Origin of the sequence: Pelagibius marinus (assembly GCF_014925385.1) — a bacterium.
GTDB classification, from domain to species: domain Bacteria; phylum Pseudomonadota; class Alphaproteobacteria; order Kiloniellales; family Kiloniellaceae; genus Pelagibius; species Pelagibius marinus.
In genome coordinates, this window is the sequence record NZ_JACSDK010000015.1 from 274,737 (window position 1) to 298,162 (window position 23,426).

General features: G+C 64.5%; 13 protein-coding genes. 2 read left to right on the plus strand and 11 right to left on the minus strand.

Annotated elements, in window-relative coordinates:
• Positions 1-2,142, plus strand: a complete 2,142-nt coding sequence (locus H7X47_RS19085; RefSeq protein ID WP_193370323.1) for an HD-GYP domain-containing protein — start codon at positions 1-3, stop codon at positions 2,140-2,142.
• A 24-nt stretch (positions 2,143-2,166) separates the two neighbouring features.
• Here the strand turns inward: H7X47_RS19085 and H7X47_RS19090 are convergent, their stop codons facing one another.
• Both H7X47_RS19090 and H7X47_RS19095 read right to left on the minus strand, forming a co-directional pair.
• Positions 2,167-4,473, minus strand: coding sequence for a CHASE2 domain-containing protein (locus tag H7X47_RS19090; RefSeq protein ID WP_319633636.1), 2,307 nt, complete (start codon positions 4,471-4,473; stop codon positions 2,167-2,169).
• Between the two features lie 104 nt (positions 4,474-4,577).
• Positions 4,578-11,087 (minus strand): FecR domain-containing protein, encoded by a 6,510-nt coding sequence (locus H7X47_RS19095; protein WP_193370324.1) that lies wholly within the window; start codon positions 11,085-11,087, stop codon positions 4,578-4,580.
• A gap of 785 nt (positions 11,088-11,872) precedes the next feature.
• On the opposite strand from H7X47_RS19095, the gene H7X47_RS25890 reads away from it, so the two are divergent.
• Complete coding sequence (locus H7X47_RS25890; RefSeq protein ID WP_227010613.1) at positions 11,873-12,058, plus strand: hypothetical protein; 186 nt, start codon at positions 11,873-11,875, stop codon at positions 12,056-12,058.
• Between the two features lie 261 nt (positions 12,059-12,319).
• Here H7X47_RS25890 and asnB (H7X47_RS19105) read toward each other — a convergent pair whose 3' ends face one another.
• The 9 genes from asnB (H7X47_RS19105) to H7X47_RS19145 form a co-directional block, all read right to left on the minus strand.
• Positions 12,320-14,245 carry an asparagine synthase (glutamine-hydrolyzing) gene (asnB, locus tag H7X47_RS19105; protein ID WP_193370325.1) on the minus strand — a complete coding sequence of 642 codons (1,926 nt, stop codon included), beginning with the start codon at positions 14,243-14,245 and terminating at the stop codon, positions 12,320-12,322.
• Between the two features lie 16 nt (positions 14,246-14,261).
• Positions 14,262-15,458 carry a glycosyltransferase family protein gene (locus tag H7X47_RS26370; protein WP_193370326.1) on the minus strand — a complete coding sequence of 399 codons (1,197 nt, stop codon included), beginning with the start codon at positions 15,456-15,458 and terminating at the stop codon, positions 14,262-14,264.
• 29 nt (positions 15,459-15,487) lie between these two features.
• Positions 15,488-16,534, minus strand: a complete 1,047-nt coding sequence (wecB, locus tag H7X47_RS19115; protein ID WP_193370327.1) for a non-hydrolyzing UDP-N-acetylglucosamine 2-epimerase — start codon at positions 16,532-16,534, stop codon at positions 15,488-15,490.
• Positions 16,535-16,549: 15 nt separating this feature from the next.
• The gene (locus tag H7X47_RS19120) at positions 16,550-17,602 is read right to left on the minus strand and encodes an NAD-dependent epimerase/dehydratase family protein (RefSeq protein WP_193370328.1); all 1,053 of its coding nucleotides are present in this window, start codon (positions 17,600-17,602) and stop codon (positions 16,550-16,552) included.
• A 15-nt stretch (positions 17,603-17,617) separates the two neighbouring features.
• Positions 17,618-18,559 carry an NAD-dependent epimerase/dehydratase family protein gene (locus H7X47_RS19125; RefSeq protein ID WP_193370329.1) on the minus strand — a complete coding sequence of 314 codons (942 nt, stop codon included), beginning with the start codon at positions 18,557-18,559 and terminating at the stop codon, positions 17,618-17,620.
• A 28-nt stretch (positions 18,560-18,587) separates the two neighbouring features.
• Positions 18,588-19,532, minus strand: coding sequence for an NAD-dependent epimerase/dehydratase family protein (locus tag H7X47_RS19130; RefSeq protein WP_193370330.1), 945 nt, complete (start codon positions 19,530-19,532; stop codon positions 18,588-18,590).
• Between the two features lie 97 nt (positions 19,533-19,629).
• Positions 19,630-20,526, minus strand: coding sequence for a hypothetical protein (locus tag H7X47_RS19135; protein WP_193370331.1), 897 nt, complete (start codon positions 20,524-20,526; stop codon positions 19,630-19,632).
• Between the two features lie 21 nt (positions 20,527-20,547).
• Positions 20,548-22,497, minus strand: a complete 1,950-nt coding sequence (asnB, locus tag H7X47_RS19140; RefSeq protein WP_193370332.1) for an asparagine synthase (glutamine-hydrolyzing) — start codon at positions 22,495-22,497, stop codon at positions 20,548-20,550.
• Positions 22,498-22,547: 50 nt separating this feature from the next.
• Positions 22,548-23,417 (minus strand): class I SAM-dependent methyltransferase, encoded by an 870-nt coding sequence (locus H7X47_RS19145; RefSeq protein WP_193370333.1) that lies wholly within the window; start codon positions 23,415-23,417, stop codon positions 22,548-22,550.
• Positions 23,418-23,426: the final 9 nt, after the last annotated feature.

Genomic DNA, 23,426 nt, shown 5'->3' on the forward strand with positions numbered 1-23,426 from the left:
ATGTCGAGCGCCAACGAACCTGCCGATTCTGACTTCATCACCGCAGAGGTCGACCCCAACCAGTTCAAGCCGACCCGCTCGCGCGCGCTCAGCCGCGGCCTGACGGTGATCGGTATCATCCTGGCAATCTGCGTCATCGTTCCCATCGTGCTGATCCAGCTGCGGCAGAGCGACCTGGAGAGCGAACTGCAGCGCCGCCTGGAAATCCTCTCCGCCGGCCGCGCCGAAGTGATCGAAACCTGGCTGGCCGGCACCGTGCGCCCGGCCGGGCGGGTGCTGGACAGCGAACTCTTCCGGCTCTTCGCCACCGAGATGGACTTCTCCGACGACGGCATCTCCGGACAGGGCACAAACGACCCCACGACCGGCGACGAGTTCTCCGCCACCCTCTCCGAGCAGCTGCCCTACATGGAGCAGATCCTCACCGGCTTCGCCGAGAATGCCGGCTTCACCGCCGGCTATGTGATGAACCGCGAGGGCATCGCCTACGTCTCCACCGCCGGCGCCCTGCTGATGAGTGGCCAGCAGCAGGAGATGGCCCGCGGCATCTTCGACAGCGGCACCATCGCCTTCGGCCCGGCCCGGCGCGCGCCCAGCGGGGCGGTCATCGACTTCTTCGCCCCGATTTTCGCCGCGCAGTTCGAGCTGACCGGCGGCCAGTACCCGGAAGACCCGGTCCAGCTGAGCCAGCTGCTGTCCGAGCAGACCGTGGGCGTGCTGATGCTGACCATCCCCATCAACGAGATGCTCATCGAAGTGCTGACGCCGCCCCCGCTCTCCGAGGCCGGGGAGCGCCTGGTACTGCTGCAGCGTTCGGGCGACCAGCTCTTCCAGGTAGACCCCAACGCCCTGCCGCCGGTGCGGCCGATCCACGGCATCGAGCCGCCGGCGCCGGGCGAACTGCTGGCCTTCGCCGAGCGTGGCGCGGTGGGCAGCGGCACCGCCGTCTACTCCGCCGGCAGCCCGGTCCTGGAGACCGCCTGGTGGGTGTTGCAGGAGTTCGACGTCGAGGCGGCCGAGAGCACGATGAGCGGCTACGTCCTCGCCGTGCTGGTGGTCGCCGGACTTGTCGTGCTGGCCGTGATCGCCGCCTTCGGCGCCTTCTGGTGGCGGCTCAACAACGAGCACAGCTCGACCCTGGCCGATCAGTTCAAGCGCCTCGCCGCGCGCATCGAGGCCCAGCGCGACTTCCTCAACAGCGTCAACAACTCCATCGCCGAGTACATCGGCGTGAAGTCCAAGGAAGGCAAGTACCGTTACCTCAATCCGGCCTTCGCCGAGGCCGTCGAGCGCAGCGTCGAAGACGCCCTGGGCCTGGACGACGCGGCCATCTTCGGCCAGGGCACGGCGGAGCGCCTGGCCCAGTCCGACCGCCGCGTCCTGGACCAGGAAGCCTCGGTGACCTTCAATACCGAGGTCTATCTGCAGTCACGCCTGCACCACCTGCAGGTCTCCAAGGTACCCTATCACGACGACAGCGGCGACACGGTCGGCATCGTCTCGGTCATGCGCGACGTGACCGAACTGGTCGAGGAACAGCAAAAGCGCGAGCGGGCCATGCAGCAGATGGTGTCTTCGCTGGTGCGCGCCGTCGAGCTGCGCGACCCCTACCTGGCCGGCCACTCACGCCGCCTCGCCGGCTTTGCCCGCGCCGTCGCCGAGACGATGGAGGCCGACGCGGAGGTCATAGCCACGGTGGAGATCGCCGCCAACCTCTCGCAGATCGGCAAGCTGGCGGTGCCGGTGGAGCTGCTGACCAAGCCGGGGCGCCTCAGCGACGCCGAGATCGAGCAGCTGCAGCGCCACGTCCAGCACGCCGCCTCCATCCTGCGCGACATCGACTTCGAGCTGCCGGTGCTGGAGGCCGTCACGCAGATGTACGAGCGCCTGGACGGCGGCGGCTATCCGAACGGGCTGTCGGGCGACCAGATCGGCCTGCCGGGCCTCATCCTGGGCGCCTGCGACGTCTTCTGCGCCCGCCTGGAGCCGCGGATCTACCGCGGCGGCATCTCCCCGGAGCGGGCGCTGGAAATCCTGGAGCAGAACAACGGGCGCTACGATCCGCAGGTCATCGCCGCCCTGCGCAAGGTCGCGGAGTCGATCACCGGCGAGAAGCTGATCGCCGATCTGGCCGGCGACTAGGGGCCGGCGACCGAGGAACGGGCGCTACTTCGTCGTCGCGGTGTAGACGCCATCCCAATCGGGCGGCGGCGGGTTGGCCTGGAAGTCTTCGATACGCTGACGGTAAAGGTCCAGGAAGAAGGGCAGGTTCAGCCGTTCGAGGGACCGCTGCTCAAGAGTCTCGATCATCCGCAGGGCCACCTCCCAGTAGCGGCCCCGGTAGGCGGTCAGCAGGTCGCCGACGGCGGCGATGGTGCGCCGGACTTCCTCGTCCTCGGAGAGTTCCGCGGGGCCGAGCAGAGCGAAGATGCGTTGCGGCTCGCTCTTGCCCTTCACCCGGACGATGTCGAGTTCCACATAGGTCATCCGCGGCCCGACTTCCGTGGCGGCGGCCTGGCCGATGATGATCTGCGCCCCGTAGGTCTTGCACTGTCCTTCGGCGCGCGAGGCCAGATTGACGGTGTCTCCCATCACGGTGTAGTCGAAGCGCTGCTCCGACCCCATGTTGCCGACGACGCAGGACCCGCTGTTGAGGCCGATCCCGACGTCCAGGCGGATGGCCATGCTCCCCTTGGCCTTGGCCTCCTCGGCCAGCTCGGCATTCAGGAGCTCGATCTCCTGGCGCATTCCCAGGGCGGCCCGGCAAGCGTTGCAGGCATGTTCTTCGTCGGGGATCGGCGCATTCCAGAAGGCCATGACCGCATCGCCCATGTATTTGTCGATGGTGCCCTTGTGATTGAGGATCTGGGCCGACAGCGGGGTCAGCAGGCGGTTCATCAGACGCCCCAGCCTTTGCGGCTGCTGCTGCATGCTCTCGGAGATCGAGGTGAAGTCGCGCACGTCGCTGAACAGCACGGTCATGTCCCGGCGCACGCCGCCCAGCACCAGCAGCTCCGGATCCTTCGCCAGCTGGTCGACCAGGTCGGGGGAGAGGTACTGGCGAAAGGCGCTGCGCACCTGCGCGCGCAGCTGTTCCTCGCGCAGGTAGTTGATGAAGACCAGAAGCCCAAAGACGGCCAGGGAACCCAAAGCCGGGTAGGCCACGTCGATCAGCACGCCCTCGCCGGTATAGAGCAGCCAAGAGGCCACCAGCAGGCCGGCGGCCACCACTGCGCCCAGCAGCATGGTCAAGAGCGCGCCAAGCACCGGCACCAGGGCGATGAAGGACAGGGCGACCACGGCGAAGATCACCAGCTCGGCCCCCAGGGCGTAGTTCGGGCGCAGCAGGAGCTGGCTGCCGAGGATCATCTCCAGGACCTGGGCGTGCACCTCGACGCCGGGGATGTCCTCCTGCAGCGGCGTCGCCTTGATGTCGAGCAGGCCCGCGGCAGAGGTGCCGATCAGCACCAGTTTGCCGGCCAGGCGCTCCGGCGCCACGCTGCCGGCCAGGACATCCTTGGCCGAGACGTAGAGGTGGGGGCGCGTCTTGGCGTAGTGCACCCACAGACGGCCGTTGCGGTCGGTCGGCACCTCGACCCCGGCCACGACGAAGGAGCGGACGCCGGCGTCGTCGGTCTTGATGGCGAAGGCGTTGCCGCCGGTGGCGATGCGCAGCAACTCGACCGAGAGGCCCGGAAGGATGCGCCCGTCGGCGACGATAAAGGCGGGTACCCGGCGCACGATGCCGTCGCGCTCCGGCACCAGGCTGAAGACCGCGCGGCTGGAGGCCGCCGCGTCCACCACCGGCGTATTGCGCACCAGACCGCGGAAGTGAAAGAGGTAGGGCTTCGGATCCTTGCCCAGAACCGCCAGGGGAACCTTCGGCAAGGACGCCGCGTCATCGCCATCCCGGCGCCGGTGATAGGCGGCCTGGCCCAGCACCAGGCGCGAGTTGCGGATGGCGCGGGCGAACACCTCGTCGTTGGCGGGAAGACTGCGCAGGGCTTCCTTGACCTCGGGCGCCACGCCGGTGAGGGCGTCCGCATAGGCCGCAGGCGAGGAGCGGTCGGGCTCGGCGAAAACCATGTCGAAGGCCGTGGCAACTACGCCGGCCTCACGCAGCCGGTCGATCATCCGCGCGACGGTGGTACGCGGCCAGGGCCACTGACCGACCTCCGCGAGGCTCTCCTCGTCGACGTCGACGATGACGACCGGCTCCATCGCCGGCTGGCGGGGTTGCACAAGCTGATAGAGGTCGAAGGTCTTGAGCCGCAGGGTTTCCAGGGGGGCCGGATCCCAGACCCGCAACGCCAGCAGCGGCAGAAAGAGGCACAGGCCGAGCAGCCGGCTGATGCCGAACCTCTGAGCCAGCCGCAGCAGGGACGAATGCTTCAGCAAGCGCCGCAGCAAGGCGGCCTTGCCGCTGTCCTTCTCGCGGTCGCCTGCCCCGATCGATGACACCTCCTCGCTCACTTCCGCCCCGTCTCCTGCTGCCCGTCTCCTGCCTGCCCGTCACGGGCGCCGCTTCAGGGCGCCCGGTGCCCGGGGCGCTGCCGTCATGAACTCCGACAGGGCGGTCAGCTGCCGTTGACCAGGCTGTTGGCCGTGACATCGGCGATGCTGGACAGCGCATCGTCCACGTCGTGGATCAGCACCACCGTGCCACTCTCCAGGACCAGCTCATCGATACCGGCGCCGCCGCCGTTGTTGGTGAAGCTCGCGACGGCATCTTCGATGTCGATTCCCGCCGGTCCGTCGACGTCGCTGACATCGGTGAAGGACAGGAGATCGCCTTCGACAACGGAGAAGTCCAGGATCTCGTCGCTTCCCTCGTCGACGCCGAGGCTGAAGAGGTAAACGTCGGCCCCGTCGCCGCCGGCGAGCAGGTCGTCGCCCTCCTGACCGGCGATGGTGTCGTCGCCGCCCTGGCCCAGGACGCTGTCGTTCCCCGAACCGCTTTCGATCCAGTCGGATTCGCCGAGGCCGTCCATCGCCGCGCGCAGGGCCGGTCCCTCGACGTCGTTGAAGACCAGTACCGCAAGGTCGAAGAGGCTGCCTTCGTACTCGGCCTCGACCAGCAGCGTGTCGCCGAAGATCAGGTTGCCGCCGCCGCCGCCCAGGATGACGTCCTCGCCGAAGAAGCCACCTGCCCCGGCGACCTCGTCGCCGATCAGCAGGTCACCCGCGGCGCTGGCCAGTACGACCGAGCCCGGCAGGTGCTCCTGCCCGCTGACCAGGATGTCGTCGCCGGAGCCGCCGATCAGCAGGTCGGCGCCATCCACGTCCACCAGGAAGTCGGCGCCGCCGCCGCCTTCCAGCCGGTCATCCCCCTGGTCGCCGAAGAGGAAGTCGTTGTGGTCGCCGCCCTGCAGCAGGTTGGCGGCCGTGTTGCCGAAGAGGAAGTCTTGGCCGCGGCCGCCCTGCAGGCTGTCGCCGTCGACGTCCGCGTAGAGCACCGTCTGGCCCGCGTCCTCCTCGTTGGTTCCGGCGCCCTGGGCCGGGTTCAGGTCGTCCGAGGAGTCCTGCAGGTTGAAGTCGTCGATCGCCGCCAGGTCGTCGTTGTTAATGGCGGTGTCGAAGGACGTCGGCTCGTTGCTGGTGGTCCAGTCCGCCGAGGTATTGGTGTCGGCGGCGGTCTCGTCACCCGGACCATTGCCGGCGGTTTCCTCGTCGGCGAAGACGCGGGAGAAGATATAGGTGCCCTCGTCGTCCACCGCCGGCGCATCGTCGAGCACGATGTCGGAACGGCCCAGGGAGGCCAGCAGGGCATCCTGGTCTCCGACCAGGCCGGAATAGGTCTCCAGATCGATCAACGCGCCCAGCAGCGCCGCGGCGTTGGCGGTGGCGCTGCCGGAGCTCACCCAATTGCCGCTGGTGCCGCCGAAGAGGTCGCCGTCGGCGCCGTTGGCCAGGAACATGTCGACCGAGCCGCTGTCCTGCACCAGGTAGACGCCCAGCATGTCCGAAGTGTCGTCGCCGAAGCCCCAGACCGAACCAGGCTCGGTGTACTCGCCGGGTATCTCATAGGTGCCGGTCTGCTGGATCTCGCCGCCCGGCGTCGAGGTCGCCCAGGTGCCGTCCTCGAAGATGGTGAGGAAGCCCAGGGGCGGAATGTTGATGCTGCCGCCCGTCGCCGTGGAGAGGTCGATCGTCACCAGCTCACCGTCGGCGCCGATGATCTGGATCATCAGCGACTTGACCTCCGACGTGCTGACGGCATGGTCGACGATGTTGCGGATCTCGATGTAGTTCTGGCCGGTGTTGACCGTGTTGATGACGTCGCCGTGCTTGGCGACCGAGGTGCCCACGCCCAGGCCGATCTCGTTGATGCCGACCGCGCCGGCCAGGAAGATCTCGGCCTCTACGTCGAAGGAGAAGGTTTCGGTGACGGCATTGTCGCCGTCGTCGGCCTCTGAGCCGGAAGCGCCGTTGCTGCCGTCGCCGCCGGGAGCCGGCGAGCCGCTCTCCACGGCCGCCTCTTCCGTGGTAACCGCCACCTCGACGGTGAGGGTGCCCGTGTAGTCGTCCGCGGGATCGAGCTGCAGCGAAGCCACCAGGTCCTGCAGCTCCGCCTCGGTCCCGGTGAAGGTCCAGACCAGGCTGCCGTTGACGTGCGTCACGTCGCCGCCGAAGCCGGCGTCGTAAACGAGGTCCGCGTCGTCGTCGCTGGCGATCGCCGGGCTGCCGCTCAGGGTCACCTGAATGGTCGTCACCGCCTCCGAGCCGTCCTCGTCGAAGCCGCCGGCGTTGAAGAGGTCGCCGTCGGGATTGTCCGGGTTGCCGTCCTGCAGCCCCAGCAGCAGCGCCAGGTCGACGAGAGAGCCGTTGGTGGAGACGCCGTAGCCGCCGGTGGTGACCAGCGCGCCGCCGTCGGCCACGGCGTCGACGGGCACGTCGAAGTCGTCGTCGTTGACCGCGCTGTCCGAGCCGTCCACCGCCGTGGCCTCGACGGTGAAGCTGCCGTCGACGTCGCTGTCCTCGGGTGGGGTCGCCTGGATCAGGGCCGAGAAGTTCGTCACCCCGCCAACCAGGGTCAGGGTCAGGCTGGTGGTGCCGTCGCCCTCGACCGCGGCGATCTGGCCGCCGGCCGTCGCGCTCAGCACCCAGCCCTCGGGCGCCGTGACGACGACCTGGCTCAACGTGTCGCCGGAGGTCGTCACCTGCGCGGTGATCTCCACGTCCCCGGTGGTGTCTTCCTTAAGGCTGCCGTCGTCGCCGGGCACGCTGAGCCCCACCGTGGGGGCGCCGGCCGCGCCCGTGTCGGCGTCGGCGGAGGCCTCGGAGGTCGCCTCGTTGTTCCCGGCCTCGCAGTCCTCGTCGATCGGTTCCTCCAGCGCCGTGGCGGTCGCCGAGAACTGGTAGACCTCGCCGTCCGCAACACCGGCGGAGGCGGTCACTTCGAAGTTATAGTCGGTGAAGCCCGAGACGCCGTCGCCCACCAGGAACTCCACGTCGCCGTCACCGTTCACCGAGACGGTGACACCGGCCAGGGCCGGCAGCGGCTCGACCACCGTGAAGCCGTCGGGGATGTCCACCACTACCGTGTGTAGCTCGGAGCCATCCATGTAGTCGCCGAAGCTCGCCGAGACCGAGACCGTGCCTGTTTCGCCGGGTGAGAACTCGCCGTCGGGATCGCCGCTGTCGTTCACGTTGACCGAGACGGACAGCCCCTCGCTCTCGCCGTCGGCCACCGCGTCGACATCGACGTCGGCGCTGACCGGCGCGGAAGCCGCCGTGTCGCCGCTGTTCGGGTCGGTCGTGGTCGCGGTGAAGGAAATGTCGCCGCCCATCACCGTGGCCACGTCCAGGTCGCTGTCCGGCGGCGGCATCAGGGTAACCGTCAGGATCACGGAGGTCGGGCTTCCCGAGGTCGTGTAGATGCCCGTGGCCGGATCGAAGATGCCGCCGTCGTCTCCCTCTACGGTGGTAAACCAGCCCTCGCCGGCGCCCGGCAGGTTGGTCAACAGGATCTCGCTGACGTAGTCGTCGCCCGGCGCCGTCACCGTCACCGTGAAGTCGCCCTGGCCGTCCTCGGCGATGCAGAGCGCCTGATCGCCCAGGCTTACCGAGACCGTCGGCGCGCCCGCCGGGTCCAGCGTCACTGTGTCGCTGGCCTGGTCATCTTCCGTGTTGTTGGCCGTCGTCTGCTCGACGTCGCCGGCTTCCGGATCGGTGTTGCTGTTCTGCTCGACCGCCGTGGCCTCGGCCTGCCAGGTCACCTGCTGCTCGCCCGGCAGCGGGTCGTCGGCCATCACCTGCAGCACCGCCTGGAAGTTCGGGTCCGTCGTCGTCCAGGTGACGGTGTCGCCATCCAGGGTGCCGCCATCCAGGCCCGTCACCGTGAAGCCCAGCGGCACCGTCACCGTGACCGTGTGCACCTCCGAGCCGTCCGAGGAGTCCCCGAAGGTCGCCTCCACCGTCACCGTGCCGGTCTCGCCCGGCGCAAAGGCCTCGTCGCCGCTGGTGCTCACCGCGTCGACGGAGACCGTCACCGGATCGGCGACCGCGTCGACGTAGATGGTGCCGCTGGCACTGGCGGAGCCGATCGCCTCCGGCGTCGTGATGTCCTTGGCGGTCACCGTGATCTCTATGTCCGCCAGGTCGATGTCGCTGTCCGCGACCGGGGCGTCCAGTGTGAAGGAACTGGAGAAACCCTGCACGTCCTGGGCATCGGCAAAGGTGACGATGATCGTGGTCACGCCGTCGGGCGTGGCCACCACCGCGCTGCCGAGCAGCGGCGGCCCGGCGAGGTCGGCGTTGATCTGCGCGATATCCACGTCGCCCGGCGCGACACCCGGCAGCGCGATTTCGACCGAGACCAGTTCGTCGGTCGGGTCACCGGCAGCCACCGAGAAGCCGATGACGTTATCCTCGGAGTCTTCCAGGATCGTCGTGATTGCCGCCGGGGCGCCCAGCAGGACCACGCCTTCCGGAAAGCCGAAGGACGCCGAGGGCGCGACCTCGCCGGCAGTCACCATGACAGAGAAATCGGCGTCGAGGGTCAGGCTGTTGTCGGCGCTCTGCGCCTCCGCCCCGCTGGGCGAGAACTCCGCGGTCGTCACGTAGATGGTGCCGGTCACCTCTCCGTCGAGGCCGGCCGGCACTTCGACCTGCAGGGCCGCGACGGCGTCCGCGTAGTCCGCCGGATTGGCGACGAGCAGCGTGAAACTGCCGCCGCCGTTGCTGATGATCGAGGACCCGGCCGGGGCCCCGGCTCCGAGCACCAGGCTGCCCGCCGAGAGAACCACCGTGACGTTGGTGATCGCCTCCGAACCGTCACCGTCGGGCCCGGAAGAGTCGAAACCCGTGGGGATGATGCTGAGCGACAGGTCCAGCGGGATGTCCTGCGCGGCGGCCGCTTCGCTCACCGTCGCCGAAGCGCCCTGGCTGGGAAGGGCCGCCTCGTCCAGCACCGCATCCAGGACCAGGGTTCCGGAGGCGCTGGCACTGCCCATCTTGGTCGGATCCAACAGGTCCTGGGCGGTCGCCGTGATCTTGATGCCCGGCAGGTCCACGTCGCTGCCGTCTTCCGGCGCGTCGAGCGTGAAAGAGCTGGCGAAGACCTGGATGTCCTGGGTGATGTCGAAGGTGATGACGATGCGCGTGATGCCGCCCACCGTCGTCACCTCCACGGTGCCCAGCGGAGGGTCACCGGCCAGGTCGGCGATGATGCTCGAGATGTCGAGGTCTTCCGGCGCAAAGCCCGGCAGTTCCAGCACGATGGAGGTCAGCTCGTTTTCAACGTTACCCGCGGTCGCCGCGAAGATCGCGAGGTTGTCCTTGGAGTCTTCCTTGATGGCGGCGATGAGTCCCGCTCCGCCGGCCTCGGCGCCCGGCAGGCCGAAGGCGGCGCTCGGCGCCACGGGGGATTCAGGCGTGAAGAAGACAACGAACTGGGGAATGTCGGGGAACTCGAGCGCCGGCGCGTCGACCTCGCCGATCACGCCCTGCGGCGTGATGCTGAGCAGTCTGAAGGCCTGGCCCAGCCAGGGCGGCAGGCGGAACTCGGCGCCGCCGCCCAGGGCCTGAGGACCGGCGGCGGTCTCGATCGGCACCTGTTCCAGCAGCGCCTCCAGGATGTCCTGAGGCAGCTCCTCGGGGAGGCTGCCCTCCTGATCATTGGTGTTGGGCTGGGTCGGCGGGGCGGGCGGCGTGTCGTCGTCATTGCGGTCGATCAGGCGCTGGATGCCGATGGCGTTGCCCAGGTCGCGGCCGAAGACGTTGTTGATGACCTGGCTGGAGGCCACGGTCGGGGAGCCGGGCAGCGAACTGGAGCTGGCGACCTGCAGGAAGTGGTTGGCCTGCGTGAACTGCGCGCTGCCGCCGCCGTTGCTGAAGATGAAGCTGCCGGTCTCGCCGGTGTCGGGGTTCACCAGGTTGACGATCCGCGTGTTGCCGCCCAGGGTCGCGATCTGGACGCCGACCGTGGTGCCGCGAATGCCGATGGTGCCGACCGGCGTTTCCACGTCCATGCCGCCGCTGGGCGCGACCTGGCCGGTGACGAAGACGAAGGTCCCCTGGATCAGGGAGATCCCCATGGAATTGTCACTGCCGGACGGATTGTAGATCAGCTCGTCGATGACCATCCGCGCGTTGGACGACAGCGAGAACACCGTATCGTCCACGAAGACAATCCCCAGTTCGGAGCCGACGCCGGTGGAGACGATGTCGCCCTGGAAGATCGGATCGCCTTCCCGCAGGTCACTGCGGGAACCGTCGGGATGCTGCACCCGGGCGACGCCGCCGATGTCGCTCACTTCGCCGATTGGCGTGCCGAGTTGCCCCTCGGCGCCGGCCTGGGCATAGGCGACGGGTATTTCCGGCCCGGCGAGGGATTCGACGGTCTCAAACGGCAGGCGGGCGCCGTCTGCGGTTTCCAGCTGCGGCGGGACCTCCTGTGCGAAGTAGTCCCGGAACAGCAGTTCCCCGCCCTCCGGCCCGCGCAGCAGGAGATCGTCGTCCAAGCGGATGAAATCGGCGGAGAACAGAACGTCGGCATCGACCGTGACCGGCGCGGGGCCCGAGATGTCGACTACTTCGGTGTTTTCGGAGGCAAGATCGCCGACGGAAGTGGTCTCGCTGACCATTTCACCCCACTCCCTGTGTGGATGTGACCTGTGCGGATGAACTAGGGGGCCGGCCGCGTCCGCCTTGACTGAAGGCCTGAAGCGAAACTAAACAGAACACTAATGATTATCCAAGAATCTATCGGCCACCCCACTCAGAAACTAACAGCACAGAGAGGCGACTGAGAACAAAAAAGAGAAGAATCTGTGACAAAATAGTGTAGTTGTGATTGGTTTATTATTGGCAATCCATAATAGTCGCAGCATTTTTTATTTATATAATTCCAATTAAATATAATTCGTTAACAAGTATTTCTTTTGTTAACCAAAGGAATTAACGCAACCACAGAGGGTGCCTGTATAAATACCGTGGTAGATGGCAGGCATTTCTTGTCACTTCGCCTCTCCGCCATATTGCAAAAACAAGATGAATGATCTTATTCCCATCATCTTGCTACTAAATGACGTTTGGCGAGGACGCTTGGTCTTCCACCGGAATGCAAGGTATTGGGAGTGAAGTCCGCTATCGTGGCGGGAACTGTTCTCGGGCGTTTTCGCTCAGCCCGAGAGCGGCAAGCGAGCGGTCGGCAAAGACGGCCCAACGCCCAGGCCCGCCGGCAAGCATGGAGCCACGAAGCGGTCCGAAGTCGTGGCAGATTTCGATGGTGTGTCGGAGGATCGCAAAGCGCCAGCCAAACCGGGCGCTGTCTATCGGGACGGCATCCTCGTCCAGGTTCACCGCCCGGAGCGATTCGAAATCTTACAAGCCGATTGTCGCTGATCGACGGCGCGAGGGACACGATAGCGTGAAGGCACGCAAAGACCTGCTTCAGGTCGAGCTTCTAAAAGCAATCCTGGCCGAAGACGGGCCGAGCGATCTGCCCGAGGCCTATCAGGATGAGGGGAGCCGTGGCCCGCACTGGAGAGAGCGGATCGGGCGCAGCCTTACCCGGGTAACCGACGCCGCCACGGCGGTCCTGCACTGCACCTGACCGCAACTTGCTCCCGAAAGGGGCGTTATGCGCGGATCAGCCGCCAACGGTTGAGCCCGGAGCCACGGTATTGCCCGGCCACTCTGTGCCGGCAGTGGTTGACAACTCAACCAGGTAACGTCGCTCGTACTCTCCGCGGTTTAGGGGCCGCTACCTGGACAAGGGTTCTCACAATGCAACTGGATGATAGTCGGCCGGCCATTGTCAGGCTCGGCTTCGATATCAAAAACCGCACGTATCGCCGAGTTTCAGGCTGACATGTTAGGCCATCTTTTGATCCAGCCAGGCACTGAACATCAGGACACCCCACAGCGAATACTGCCAGTTCCGCTTGCCGGAAATGTGCTCCCCCCAGCGTGCGCGGATCGGTGCGGGGTCGAGGAAGCCTTGGCGCTTCAGACGGGATTCGCTCAACAAGTCCTCCGCCCAGCCGCGCAAGGGGCCGCGCAACCAGGAATCTATTGGAACGCTGAATCCCATTTTCGGCCGCTCGATCAGCGTGCGCGGCACATGGCGATCGAGCACCTGCCGCAGAATCCACTTCCCCTCGCGGCCGCGGATCTTGAAGTCTTGCGGCAGTGACCAGGCGAACTCCACCACCCGGTGATCGAGCAGCGGCACCCGCGCCTCAAGCGATACCGCCATGGAAGCGCGATCGACCTTGGTGAGGATGTCGTCGGGAAGATAGGTTTGCGTGTCGGCGAACTGCATGCGCGCGGCGAAGCCGGATAGATCTCCTGCCGCCTCGCTCCAGACGGCATCAACGTTCTCCCGCCCGCCGGTGACGAGCGCAGCAGGGTCTGGCCATTGACTGACCAGAGCGCAGAAAGCTTGTTGTGGGCTCTTGCCCAAAATATCGGCGATCTTATGCAGCTTTTCGCCGAGCATGGGAATGGCGCCTATTTTCGGCAACGGCCCGAGCATTTGTGACCAGCGGGTCGGCGGCACCGCCAAAATCAACGCAGCGGCGTAGCGCCCCAGAGGCTCGGGCAGAAGCGCTGTGCGTGACAGGACAGCGGGAGCCTGATAATAGCGATTGTAGCCTCCGAACAGCTCGTCGCCGCCATCGCCGGACAGGGCGACCGTGACATGCTCTCGCGTCATGCGAGAAACGAGAAAGGTCGGGATCTGCGAGGCATCGGCAAAAGGCTCGTCATAGATATCCGGCAGGTTCGGGATGACGGCGCGGGCCTCATCCGGCGTTACCCGAAGCTCAGTGTGCTCGGTGCCAAGGTGGTCTGCCACCGCCCTGGCATAAGCTGCCTCATTGTAGTCGTCCTCGGCAAAGCCGATGGAGAAGCTCCGCACGGGGCGCGACGAACGCCTGTTCATCAGCGCGGCGACGATCGAGGAGTCCACGCCACCGGACAAGAAGGCGCCGAACGGCACATCGGCGATCATGCGCATTTCGACCGCATCACCGAGCAGGTCCTCAAGCGCCGAGATCGCCTCGTCTTCGCTGCCGGTGAAAGGGGCGGCGGCCCCATTTTCCCGTGCCGCCGCGAGCGACCACCACGCCTCGATTTGCGGCTCCCCGCCCTGGCGAACCGAGAGCAGGTGGCCGGGGCGCAGCTTTTGGATTCCACGGTAAATGCTCTGCGGCGCCGGCACGTAGTTGAAGCGCAGGAAGCTGCAGAGTGAATCGCGGTCGATCTCGCCGGAAAAATCGGGGTGGCGCTGAAGCGCCGAAAGCTCTGAGGCGAAAAGAAGACTCTTGCTGAATCGCCCCCAATAGAGTGGCTTGATCCCGAGCCGATCGCGCACCAAAGTCAGCTCGCGCAGTTCGCGATCCCACAGGGCGAAGGCGAACATTCCGATAAGACGCTCGAGAGTTGGCCTCAGACCGTGTCGGGCGATAGCCTCGACGAGAACCTCGGTGTCGGAGGCACCGCGAAAAGAGACGCCTGCCGCCTCCAACTCCCGGCGTAATTCGGCGGCGTTGTAAACTTCGCCATTATAGCTGAGTACATAGCGGCCGTTCGCGGAAACCATCGGCTGGTGTCCGGCCGCCGAGAGATCGATGATGGAAAGGCGGCGATGGCCAAGACCGACGCCGGCGGCCCCATCGGCCCAGCTTCCGCCGTCGTCCGGCCCCCGATGAACCAGACTGTCGGCCATCCGCCGCGCCAGCGCCTCGAAGTCCGCGCCCCCCCCGGCGGGCCCGAGAAAACCGGCTATGCCACACATGGACGAGCCCCCACCATCAGGCTGCCATGTCCCCGGCCAGGATGTCGTAGACAGCCTGCGCCCGATGGGCATAGGTATGCCCGTCCATCACATGGGCGCGGGCCGCTTCCGTGACCTCAAGACGCCGGCGCTCGTCACGGAAGGCTTCCATCACCTCGGAAATATTCGAAAAGTCGGACGCCAAGCGGATGTAATGGACATCGGGGCTAAGAATGTCGTTGTAGCGCCCTTCCAGAAGGATCTGGCAGGTGGCGGTGCCGATGGCGTCGAAGTGGCGCGAGGAAATGCACTTGCCGTGATGTTCCGGTATGGGCCGCCCGGCAAAGAATCTTTCATGGATCTCGTCGAATGCCAGTGCCTCGGTGACGGCGGATTCATGGCGGATCGGTCCGCGGCTCAGCAGCTTGCGCAGCCAGCGCCGCCAGCCGAAAGGCAGCTTGTGGCCGAACAGGCGCAGCGGGCTGTCGTTGGCAATCATGATGCCCCTTCCGGCGTTCCTTTGCGCCGTCCAGGCCCGGATCGCCTGCATGGTGGCGTCGTCACGCTCGATGAACCAGGAGCCGGCCTCGGTGGAAACCGTCCCCCGGCAATCATTGAGAAAAGCGGCCCATCCGTCGCGGTTGAACCGCTCGGTGGAGATATCGACCTTCAGATCCGGTGCGAACTCGTGACGGGCGAAGAACTCATGGACGCGGTTGCGGTCATCATCGCCGAGATGCGCCAGGTATTTGACCGCCCGCACCCCAATGTCGCGGCCTCGCTCGCGATGGGGAACCTGCGGGTGGAAAGCCTCCGGGTTGAGGGCGTGGGGCAGCGCCACGACGCCGCGCTCCGCCAAGTCGCCAAAAAGGTATTCACCGCTCTCTCGCAAGAGCTGGGTAGCGATATAGTCCGGGCGGATGGTGGCGAAGACCGCGCGTTTAGCGCTGATCGGCGAGCCCGGCAAATTGACTTCGTTGCCGACAAACGTCAGCAGCCTGCATTTCCGCTCCGCGAGCACCGAGGCCACCGGTTCGAGATATCGGGTAGTGTCGCCATTGGTCGAGTGCAGAAGAATGGCCGCATCGGCCCCCTTCAATGCCAACCGTAGCCGCCGGGCGGCATCGCCGCGGGCGATATCGCAGACCTCCACCTCGAATTGGGGCGAGTCAAGGAACGCCGCTTTCCAATCATCATAATAACTGAGACGGTCGGTATAATCGGCGCTGACCACCAAGACGCGCAGGGCGGATGGCCTCGTACTCACACACCCACCATGACCAGATCGGCGACGATCAGTTCGGCGGCGTTGCCTCTGCCATATTCGCCGATGGGCCGGCGCGGCTGTTTGTAATCGGGCATCGACCACAACCGGTTCCAGCCCGCCTCTACCGTCTCTACCCACTCGGTCTCGCCGCGCAGCGTGACGCAGGGCTTGCCGTGAAAATAGGCCTCTTTCTGCACGCCACCAGAATCGGTATGAACATCGGCGCAGCCGTCGAGCAACGCACTCATGTCGAGATAGCCCACCGGCTCTATGACCTTGAGGGCTTCGAGCGAAATGCCAAATCGGGCGGACGCCTGTGCGGTGCGGGGATGTAGCGGCAGTATGACCGTACGTTCCAACGCCACCTTCTCCAGGTGTGCGATCACCGCGCGCAAGCTGGCCGCGTCATCGGTGTTTTCGGCGCGGTGAACCGTAGCCAACGAGTAACGACCGGGCTCGACGCCGAGCCGAACCAGAATATCGGAGCCAGACCGCGCCCGCCCACGGGCGTCGAGCGTGGCATCATACATGACGTCACCGACATGCATGACCCCTTCGCGAATACCCTCATCGGCAAGGTTCTTTACCGCTGCGGTGGTCGGGCAATAAAGGCGGGCACTGACGTGGTCGGTCAGGACGCGGTTGATTTCCTCTGGCATACGGCGATTGAACGAACGCAGCCCCGCCTCGACATGGGCAACCGGGATATGCAGCTTGGCTGCCGCCAATGCTCCTGCCAAGGTCGAATTCGTATCGCCATAGACCAGCACCCAGTCGGGTTTCTCTTCGATCAGGATCGCCTCGATGGCGGCAAGCATGCGCCCGGTCATCTCGCCGTGACTGCCTCCCGCAATGTCGAGGTGATGGTCCGGGGCTGGAATGCCCAGTTCCTCAAAGAAGATCTCCGACATGTTGGTATCGAAATGCTGCCCAGTGTGCACCATGACCTCGGCAATTCCGTCCTGGCGCGCCACGGCCCGGCTGACCGCCGCCGCCTTGATGAATTGTGGGCGGGCACCAATGACGGTGACAAGCTTCAGCATTACTTCGGACGTCTCCTAGAGTCTTGACATCAGGCGGTCGTGCTGGCGGATGCAGCGCTCGATCAGATCACGGTTCTCACGGGTCCAGGCCACGGTGCGGGCAACACCCTCACGCACCGAAACTTCCGCTGTGAAGCCGATTTTATCGCGTGATTTCTCGGTGGAGCCGAAGCGCTTTCCTGAACGGTCCCAATCGCGCGCCGGGCGCAGGTCCACCGGCGTGGTATTGCCGGTTTCCGTATTGATGATTTCGGCAAGCTCGAGGATCGTCGTCTCCACGCCTGAGGCTAAATTGTAGACCTCGCCCGGCTCGCCATGCGCCGCCGCGCGCATCAGACCCCGCGCCATATCCTCGACGAAGATGAAATCGCGGCTGGCGCTACCGCCATTATCCAGCGGCAAAGCCTCACCATTCAGCGATTTCCAGATGAAGGTCGGCGTTACATTGCGCCAGACAGTGTGTGGTGTGCCCCGCCAGCGCCCCGCGCCGAGCACCTCGCGCGGCCCATAGACATTCTGAAAGCGCGCTTTGACTATCGGCAGGCCGTGGCGCATCCAGTAGTAGTTGCCGTAGAGCTCGCCGATCAGCTTGGAGATCGAATAAGGACTGTCGTGATAAAGCGAAACCGGCGCGTCCTCGTTGGTCGCCTGTGCAGTATCATAAGTTTTCTCGGCCACGGCGCAACCGGCGGCAGCGTAGACGACCTTCTTGAGATTCTTGATGTCCTTGATTCGCTCGAACAGCTTGAGACTGGTTAGCGTGTTGTTTTCGTGATCGGCAAGCGGATCAGCAATCGAGGATTGATTGCCGTGATAGCAGGAAAGATGGAAGACGAAATCGAGATCCTCGGGAAGGCCGTGCAGGATGCGGTCGTCGGTGATTGAGCCGTAGCGGAAATCGACCCGCGGATCGTCCGGCACATTTGTCACATCCGAAGATAAAAGATTATCGACGATTATGACCTGCGCCGGACCCTGTTCCAGCAGCTTGAGCACCAGATTGGAGCCAACAAAGCCGGCGCCACCGACGACAAGGATCGTCGCCTTTTTGAAACTCGGTTCGTGCATGTCCGGAAAGCCCCTTTAGTCTTTCTTGGGCGCAGCGAGATGACTGAAGATATCAGTGACGCCATGGGCGTCGTACCAGGCCAGCATGCGGCGGATCGTCTCCTCGAAGCCGTACTGGGCCTTCCAGCCAAAGGCAGCCTCGGTGGTCGAGGGATCGAGCACCACCGCCGGAACGTCGTCGTCGCCCGGCGGTACCACTGGCACCGGTTCGGACAGGTTGATGCCCAAGTGATCGACCACCACGTCGAAGATGTCCTTGATGGTGTGTCCTTCGCCGGTCGAGATGTTGAAGACGCCGGTCGGCGCACCATCAGTCATCGCCTTGTCCATCAAGGCAAAAAAGTCGTCCATGTCCAGAAAGTCACGCACGGTGTCAGAGCAGAAGCACTTCTGCCCGGCCTTCAGCCGCTTATAGAAGGTAGGGATCGGCCCGATAGCCAGCCGCGGACCGGTGACATTGGCCAGCCGCAGGGACACCACCGGCAGGTCGGCGGCGGCCATCAGCAAATATTGCTCGCCGGCGGTCTTGGAGATGCCATAGCTGGTGAAGGGTTGGGCCGGATGATCGACAGGAATCGGTACCCGCGAGGGACGGCCGTAGCACAGAGCGGTCTGGAAGTTGACGAAGCGCCGCACATTGTTCCGCTTCGCCGCCTCCACCATGTGGATCGTGCCGGTGACGTTGGTCGCCGCGTCTTCCTCCCAATCGTCCGGGTCCTTGTAAGCGGCAGCGCTGTGGATGACGTGGCTCGGCCGGAATCGGTCGAAACAGTCATCCACCAGGGCCCTGTCGGCGATACTGCCCTCGACTACCGTCAGTCCGCCGACGGGGGGCAGGACCTCGCGCTTGCCGGTAGCGAAATTGTCCAGCACCAGAACCTCATGACCCTGGGGAACCAGCCGCTCGATCAGGTTCGAGCCCAGGCAGCCGGCGCCGCCGGAAATCAGGATACGCACCGTGTTGTCCCCTTCGTCCAGCGCCCAATCAGGCCTGGTTTTCCTCGATTTTCAGATGGGTGTAGCCGCCGTGGACGCCGTATTCCCGGTAATAGGCCACTGCGGCGCTCACGATCTCCTTCAGCGGGGTGAATTCGATCTCGCCGAAATCGGCGAAGGTGCGGCTGGGGTCGAGCAGGATCGAGGGCGCATCGTCCGGCGACAGCTCCCGAATTTCAGGTTCGGGATAATCGTTGATCGCCATGGCCTCCACGACGGTATCGTACAGCTCCTTGATCGCCACGTCCTTGCCGGAAGAGAAATGGTAGGCGCCATGGCCGACACCGTCGGCAGCCTTAACGACGTTGCTGGCGAGGTCCTTGACGAAGACGAAATCGCGCCGCGCCTTGGTAACGAAACAGCGCTTCTGCTCCGACAGGCGCTGATAGAAGATCGGCAGCGGTCCCGAGACGTTGCGCGGGCCGACCACGTTGGCGAGGCGGAAGGTGACATAGTCGAGCCCGGAGAGCTCCAGGTAGTCCTCCGTGGTGGTTTTCGAAATGGAGTAGCTGGAATTGCCCGGGTTCTTCGGGTGGTCGAGCGGAATGGGGTTCTGTTCCGGATGCAGGCCATAGGTCAGCGCGGTCTGGAAATAAATGAACCGGCTGACGCTATTGTTCATCGCCGCCTGGATCAGGTTCACGCCGCCGACGCCGTTGGTCAGCATATCGGAATACCAGTGGTTCGGATCCTTGTAGGAGGCGGCAGTATGGATCAGCACATCGGGCTTGAAATCGCCGACCAGCCGATCGATCAACGCCCGGTCCGCGATGGATCCTTCCACGAAGGTCAGCCGGTCGTGACTTTCCGGGAGATGGATGCGGCGGCCGGTCTCGAAATTGTCGATGGTGAGCACATCGTCGCCGCGCTGCAGGTGCAGCTCAGCCACATGCGAACCGACCTGACCGCATCCGCCGGTGATGAAAACTTTCACGGAAAAACGCTCCTTTTACTAAGTTTATGGCCGGAAGCTATCCGTCCAGGTGGAGTCAGCCTCAAGCCTGCGTCCAACGTCAAAGGGAACCCGCCGGTCAGTTCGGCACCAACAGCCGGTTCGATAGACGATGTGCCAGGTACCTCGGCGCCTGGCGCGCAGCCTCGATCCAGCTTTCCGCCGCGAGCCGCGCGGCGGACATGGCCCCTACTTTGCGGAAATCCGACAGACAGGTCTGGCTCAGCCGGGCGCCCTGGGCGGCATCGGGTCCAGAACGGGTAAAGAACACCGCGTCGCGGTCTCCGTGTGTCTCGCGCAGCCGCGGTTTCGAAACCGCCTCTGCCAGTTTCGCGAGATCCACCTCGGCGCCGATCCCCATGGCGTTGATGAGCCGCGCAGCCTCCACGTCGAAGTCGTCCACCAGGCCCTCATAGGACGACTGGAAGGCATCGTAGCAGCGGTAGGCGAGCCGGTATCTGTACTGCTCGATCAACATCCAGCGGCCGGCACCCTTCCAGTAGAACTCATCGAAGCTCGGGACCTCGTAACCCTTCTTCGCATAGTAGTACTTGTAGGCCGACATCATGGCGCTCGGAATATCGCGCCAGATGACCATGACCCGCAGGTTCGGGCAGGACTGCAGCAGGTCGAGCTCCCGCTTCCGGTACCAGTGCCCCTTGGCAAGGAAAGTGGCGTTGTCCTTGGCGGCGGCCCGCAGGATCCGCTTGGATGCGGCCAGGTCGTGGTTGTGGAACGGGACGGGATCGAGGACCTGATAGGGCCGCCCGATCTGCTTGAGCGCTTCCTCCGCCACGAAGTACTGGAAGTGCGATCCGTTTCTGTGCGGACCGGCAAAGAAGTAAATCATCGTGATGCCCCGGGATGCCGCATTCCCTGCCTCCAGGCCCGTGCCTTCACGCCGCCCGCTGACCGGCCAGAACCGCACCGCCGCAAGGCAGCGCTGCTTCGGGGGCCCGTGAAGGGGTCCGGCCATAGCGGCCGGTCGTGCAGGATCTCACCCCGTTCCCCTTTCCAGCTCCACTTCCGCCCGCCCCTCCAGCAGGCCGCGATAGTGCGCGCCCCGGTCATGGAAAGCCTGATGCCATAGTTCGAGGCTAAGCAGCCCCCAGGTCTTGCGAGAAAAACGCGCGGCCTTGTCGAAGTTGGCCAGCACCGCCTCGGCATTGATATAGGGCCGGTGACGGTCCCGCAGATTGTTGAAGATGTCCACGGTCATGTCGCGCAGCTCGCCGCCGAACCATTCCTTGAGCGGTACCGGGAAACCCATCTTGTCGCGCCGGTTAAGCACGTCGTCGGGAATAACATCGGCAAAGGCGGTCTTTATCAAATGCTTCATGCGACCGCCGGAGAACTTGAAGTCCGCGGGCACAGTAGCGGCAAATTCGACCAAGGCATGATCAAGCAGCGGCACCCGGCTTTCCAGGCCGTGAGCCATGCTCATGCGGTCCTCGACCTGAAGCAGTGCCGGCAGCAGACATTTGAAATCGAAATGCGTCATGCTGTCGAGATAGGCTTCCTTGCGCACATTGGCCTGATTGTTGAAGATCGCCTGGTACCTCTCGAACACGCCTCTCATGTCGAGGCCGTCCCAGTCGATCTCGCTCTCAATGTCATTGGCGCGGTTGACGAGGCGGAAATAGCGCTCGTCCAGAGGACCGAACAGCCCCTCGCGCCAGAACTCGCGCATCAGCGGCTTGTATTCGCGTAACAGTCCAAGGTTGGGCACGATGGACTCAATGGTGACGACATAGTGGCCGTTCTTGTACGTCCCATCCATCGCCGCCTTTATACACTGCTCGAAATAGGCCAGCAGGTAGCGCGCATAGCCGCCGAAGATCTCGTCGCCGCCCTGACCGCCGAGCACCACTTTCACATGCTCCGCCGCCAGCTTGGACACCATGAACTGCGGGAAAGAACCCGGGCCGGCTACGGGAAAGTCGAGGTGGTAGATGACATCGGCAATGTTGTCGCGAAAATCCTCATGGGTGATGTCGGCAATATGGAGGTCGCCGTTCATGCGCTCCGCAACAAGGCCGGCATAGTGGCTCTCGTCGTAACCGGGGAACTGGGTAAAGCGGCCATTGAAGGCCTTGCGGTTGGTCTCGTCGTGCTGCGCCGCCAACAGCCCCATCAGGCTGGAATCGATACCCCCCGAGACATAGGCACCGACCGGAACGTCGCTGCGCAGATGCACGCGCACGGAATCGTCCACCAGTTCCTCCAGTCGACGCTCGAAATAGGCCTGACTGTGGTCGTAGTCGATTTCGTAGTGCACATCCCAATAGCGCCACACGGTGACCTCGCCGCCTCCCACCGTCAGTGCGTGGCCCGGCAGAAGCTGCTTGATGCCCTTGAACAAAGTGTGCTCACCGATCGTGTACTGGAAGGTCAGATACTCCGCCAAAGCGTCGGCATCTGTGTCGATCTCGGGCAGGAAAGGCAGAAGCGCCTTGGCTTCCGAGGCGAAGTAGAACACGCCGTCGTCCACGGCATAGTAGAACGGCTTTATACCGAAACGGTCACGAGCGCAGAACATGCGCTGGTTCGCCTCGTCCCACAGCGCGAAGGAAAACATGCCGCGCAGATGGTCTACGACGTCGCGGCCCCAGCGCGCATAGCCGGCAAGGATGCACTCGGTGTCCGAATGGCTGCGGAACGACCAGCCGGAGGCAAGCTGCTCCCGCAGCTCGATGTAGTTATAGATCTCGCCATTGTAGGCAATGGTCGTGCCGTTGGCCCCTTCCATGGGCTGGCGAGCCTCTTCGCTGAGATCGATGATCGCCAGTCGGCGGTGAGCGAGCCCGGCCTGCGCGCCTGCGGCTTGCCACAGGCCGGCGCCATCGGGCCCCCGGTGAGCGATCAGTCTGCTCATGACGGCGAGATGCGACTCGAGCCGCGGAAGCGCCCCGCCCTTCAGCTCAACAATGCCGGCTATTCCACACAAGGTATACGAATCCTTTGGTCAGATTTGATGTTTCTGAATTGCCGAAAGGCCTATTTCACGAGCCTGCAATAGAGGTCCAGGCCAATATAGGGGCCTAACAGGCGACAGGCTATCGGCCTCGGCAAAAACCTCAGAACCGACTCGCTTCCGATATTCTCGGCCACGATATCGCAACTGGCAAAGTCCCGGGTTAAATACGTCAATTCGCTGCGGGTTACAAACTCGGTCTGCGGGGCGCCGGCGCCGGCAGCATTGACATCGTAGGCACCGCGCATCCGCTCATCGGCCTCGTTGTGGCTGACATAACGTGCCGGATCCGACCATCTACGCCTTAATGTCTTCAACGGGCTGAGGGCCCACTGGCGATAGGACGCCGCGTTGTAAACCATTACCGTCGCGCCGCCACCGGGCTTGAGAAGGCGATGAACCTCGCACAGGGCCCGATCCAAAGCGCCGGTGTGATGCAGCGAGCCGATGGCGACGACGTAGTCGAATTCGGCATCAGGGAAAGGCGCGTCAAGAATGCTGCCGCAGACCGCAGCCCCCTCGGCATTGGTCGTGGCAAGGCGCCGATTGGCCATATCCACCGGACCGGCGGCAATATCGAGACCGGAGTATATGGCCCCGCTGTCGGCAATCCGCTGAGCGACCGTGCCGTAGCCGAGCCCGACCTCCAAAACCTTCTGCCCGGAGAAGCTTTGAAACGGGATGTGCGTTTCGAGGTAGGGGTAGAAGTCCATGTACCAGGCATCGAAGCGGCGCAGGCTCTCCATGCTGTCGTCAGTGATCCCCAGGGACTGCGCCAGCTGCGTCCCGCACAACTCGTTCCAGAAGGCGCTGTTGGCCTCGTCGATCTGATTCTGGTCGACATCGGAGGAAACCCCGTCGGCTGCCATCATGCCTTCGCCCTTCGTCACCATAATGCCATC

What these genes read in the sequence shown, in the direction of transcription:
- H7X47_RS19120 (WP_193370328.1), bottom strand. Translation starts at nt 17,602, where the DNA reads ATGCACGAACCGAGTTTCAAAAAGGCGACGATCCTTGTCGTCGGTGGC.
- wecB (WP_193370327.1), bottom strand. Translation starts at nt 16,534, where the DNA reads ATGCTGAAGCTTGTCACCGTCATTGGTGCCCGCCCACAATTCATCAAG.
- asnB (WP_193370325.1), bottom strand. Translation starts at nt 14,245, where the DNA reads ATGTGTGGCATAGCCGGTTTTCTCGGGCCCGCCGGGGGGGGCGCGGAC.
- H7X47_RS19135 (WP_193370331.1), bottom strand. Translation starts at nt 20,526, where the DNA reads ATGGCCGGACCCCTTCACGGGCCCCCGAAGCAGCGCTGCCTTGCGGCG.
- H7X47_RS19085 (WP_193370323.1), top strand. Translation starts at nt 1, where the DNA reads ATGTCGAGCGCCAACGAACCTGCCGATTCTGACTTCATCACCGCAGAG.
- H7X47_RS19145 (WP_193370333.1), bottom strand. Translation starts at nt 23,417, where the DNA reads ATGGTGACGAAGGGCGAAGGCATGATGGCAGCCGACGGGGTTTCCTCC.
- H7X47_RS19095 (WP_193370324.1), bottom strand. Translation starts at nt 11,087, where the DNA reads ATGGTCAGCGAGACCACTTCCGTCGGCGATCTTGCCTCCGAAAACACC.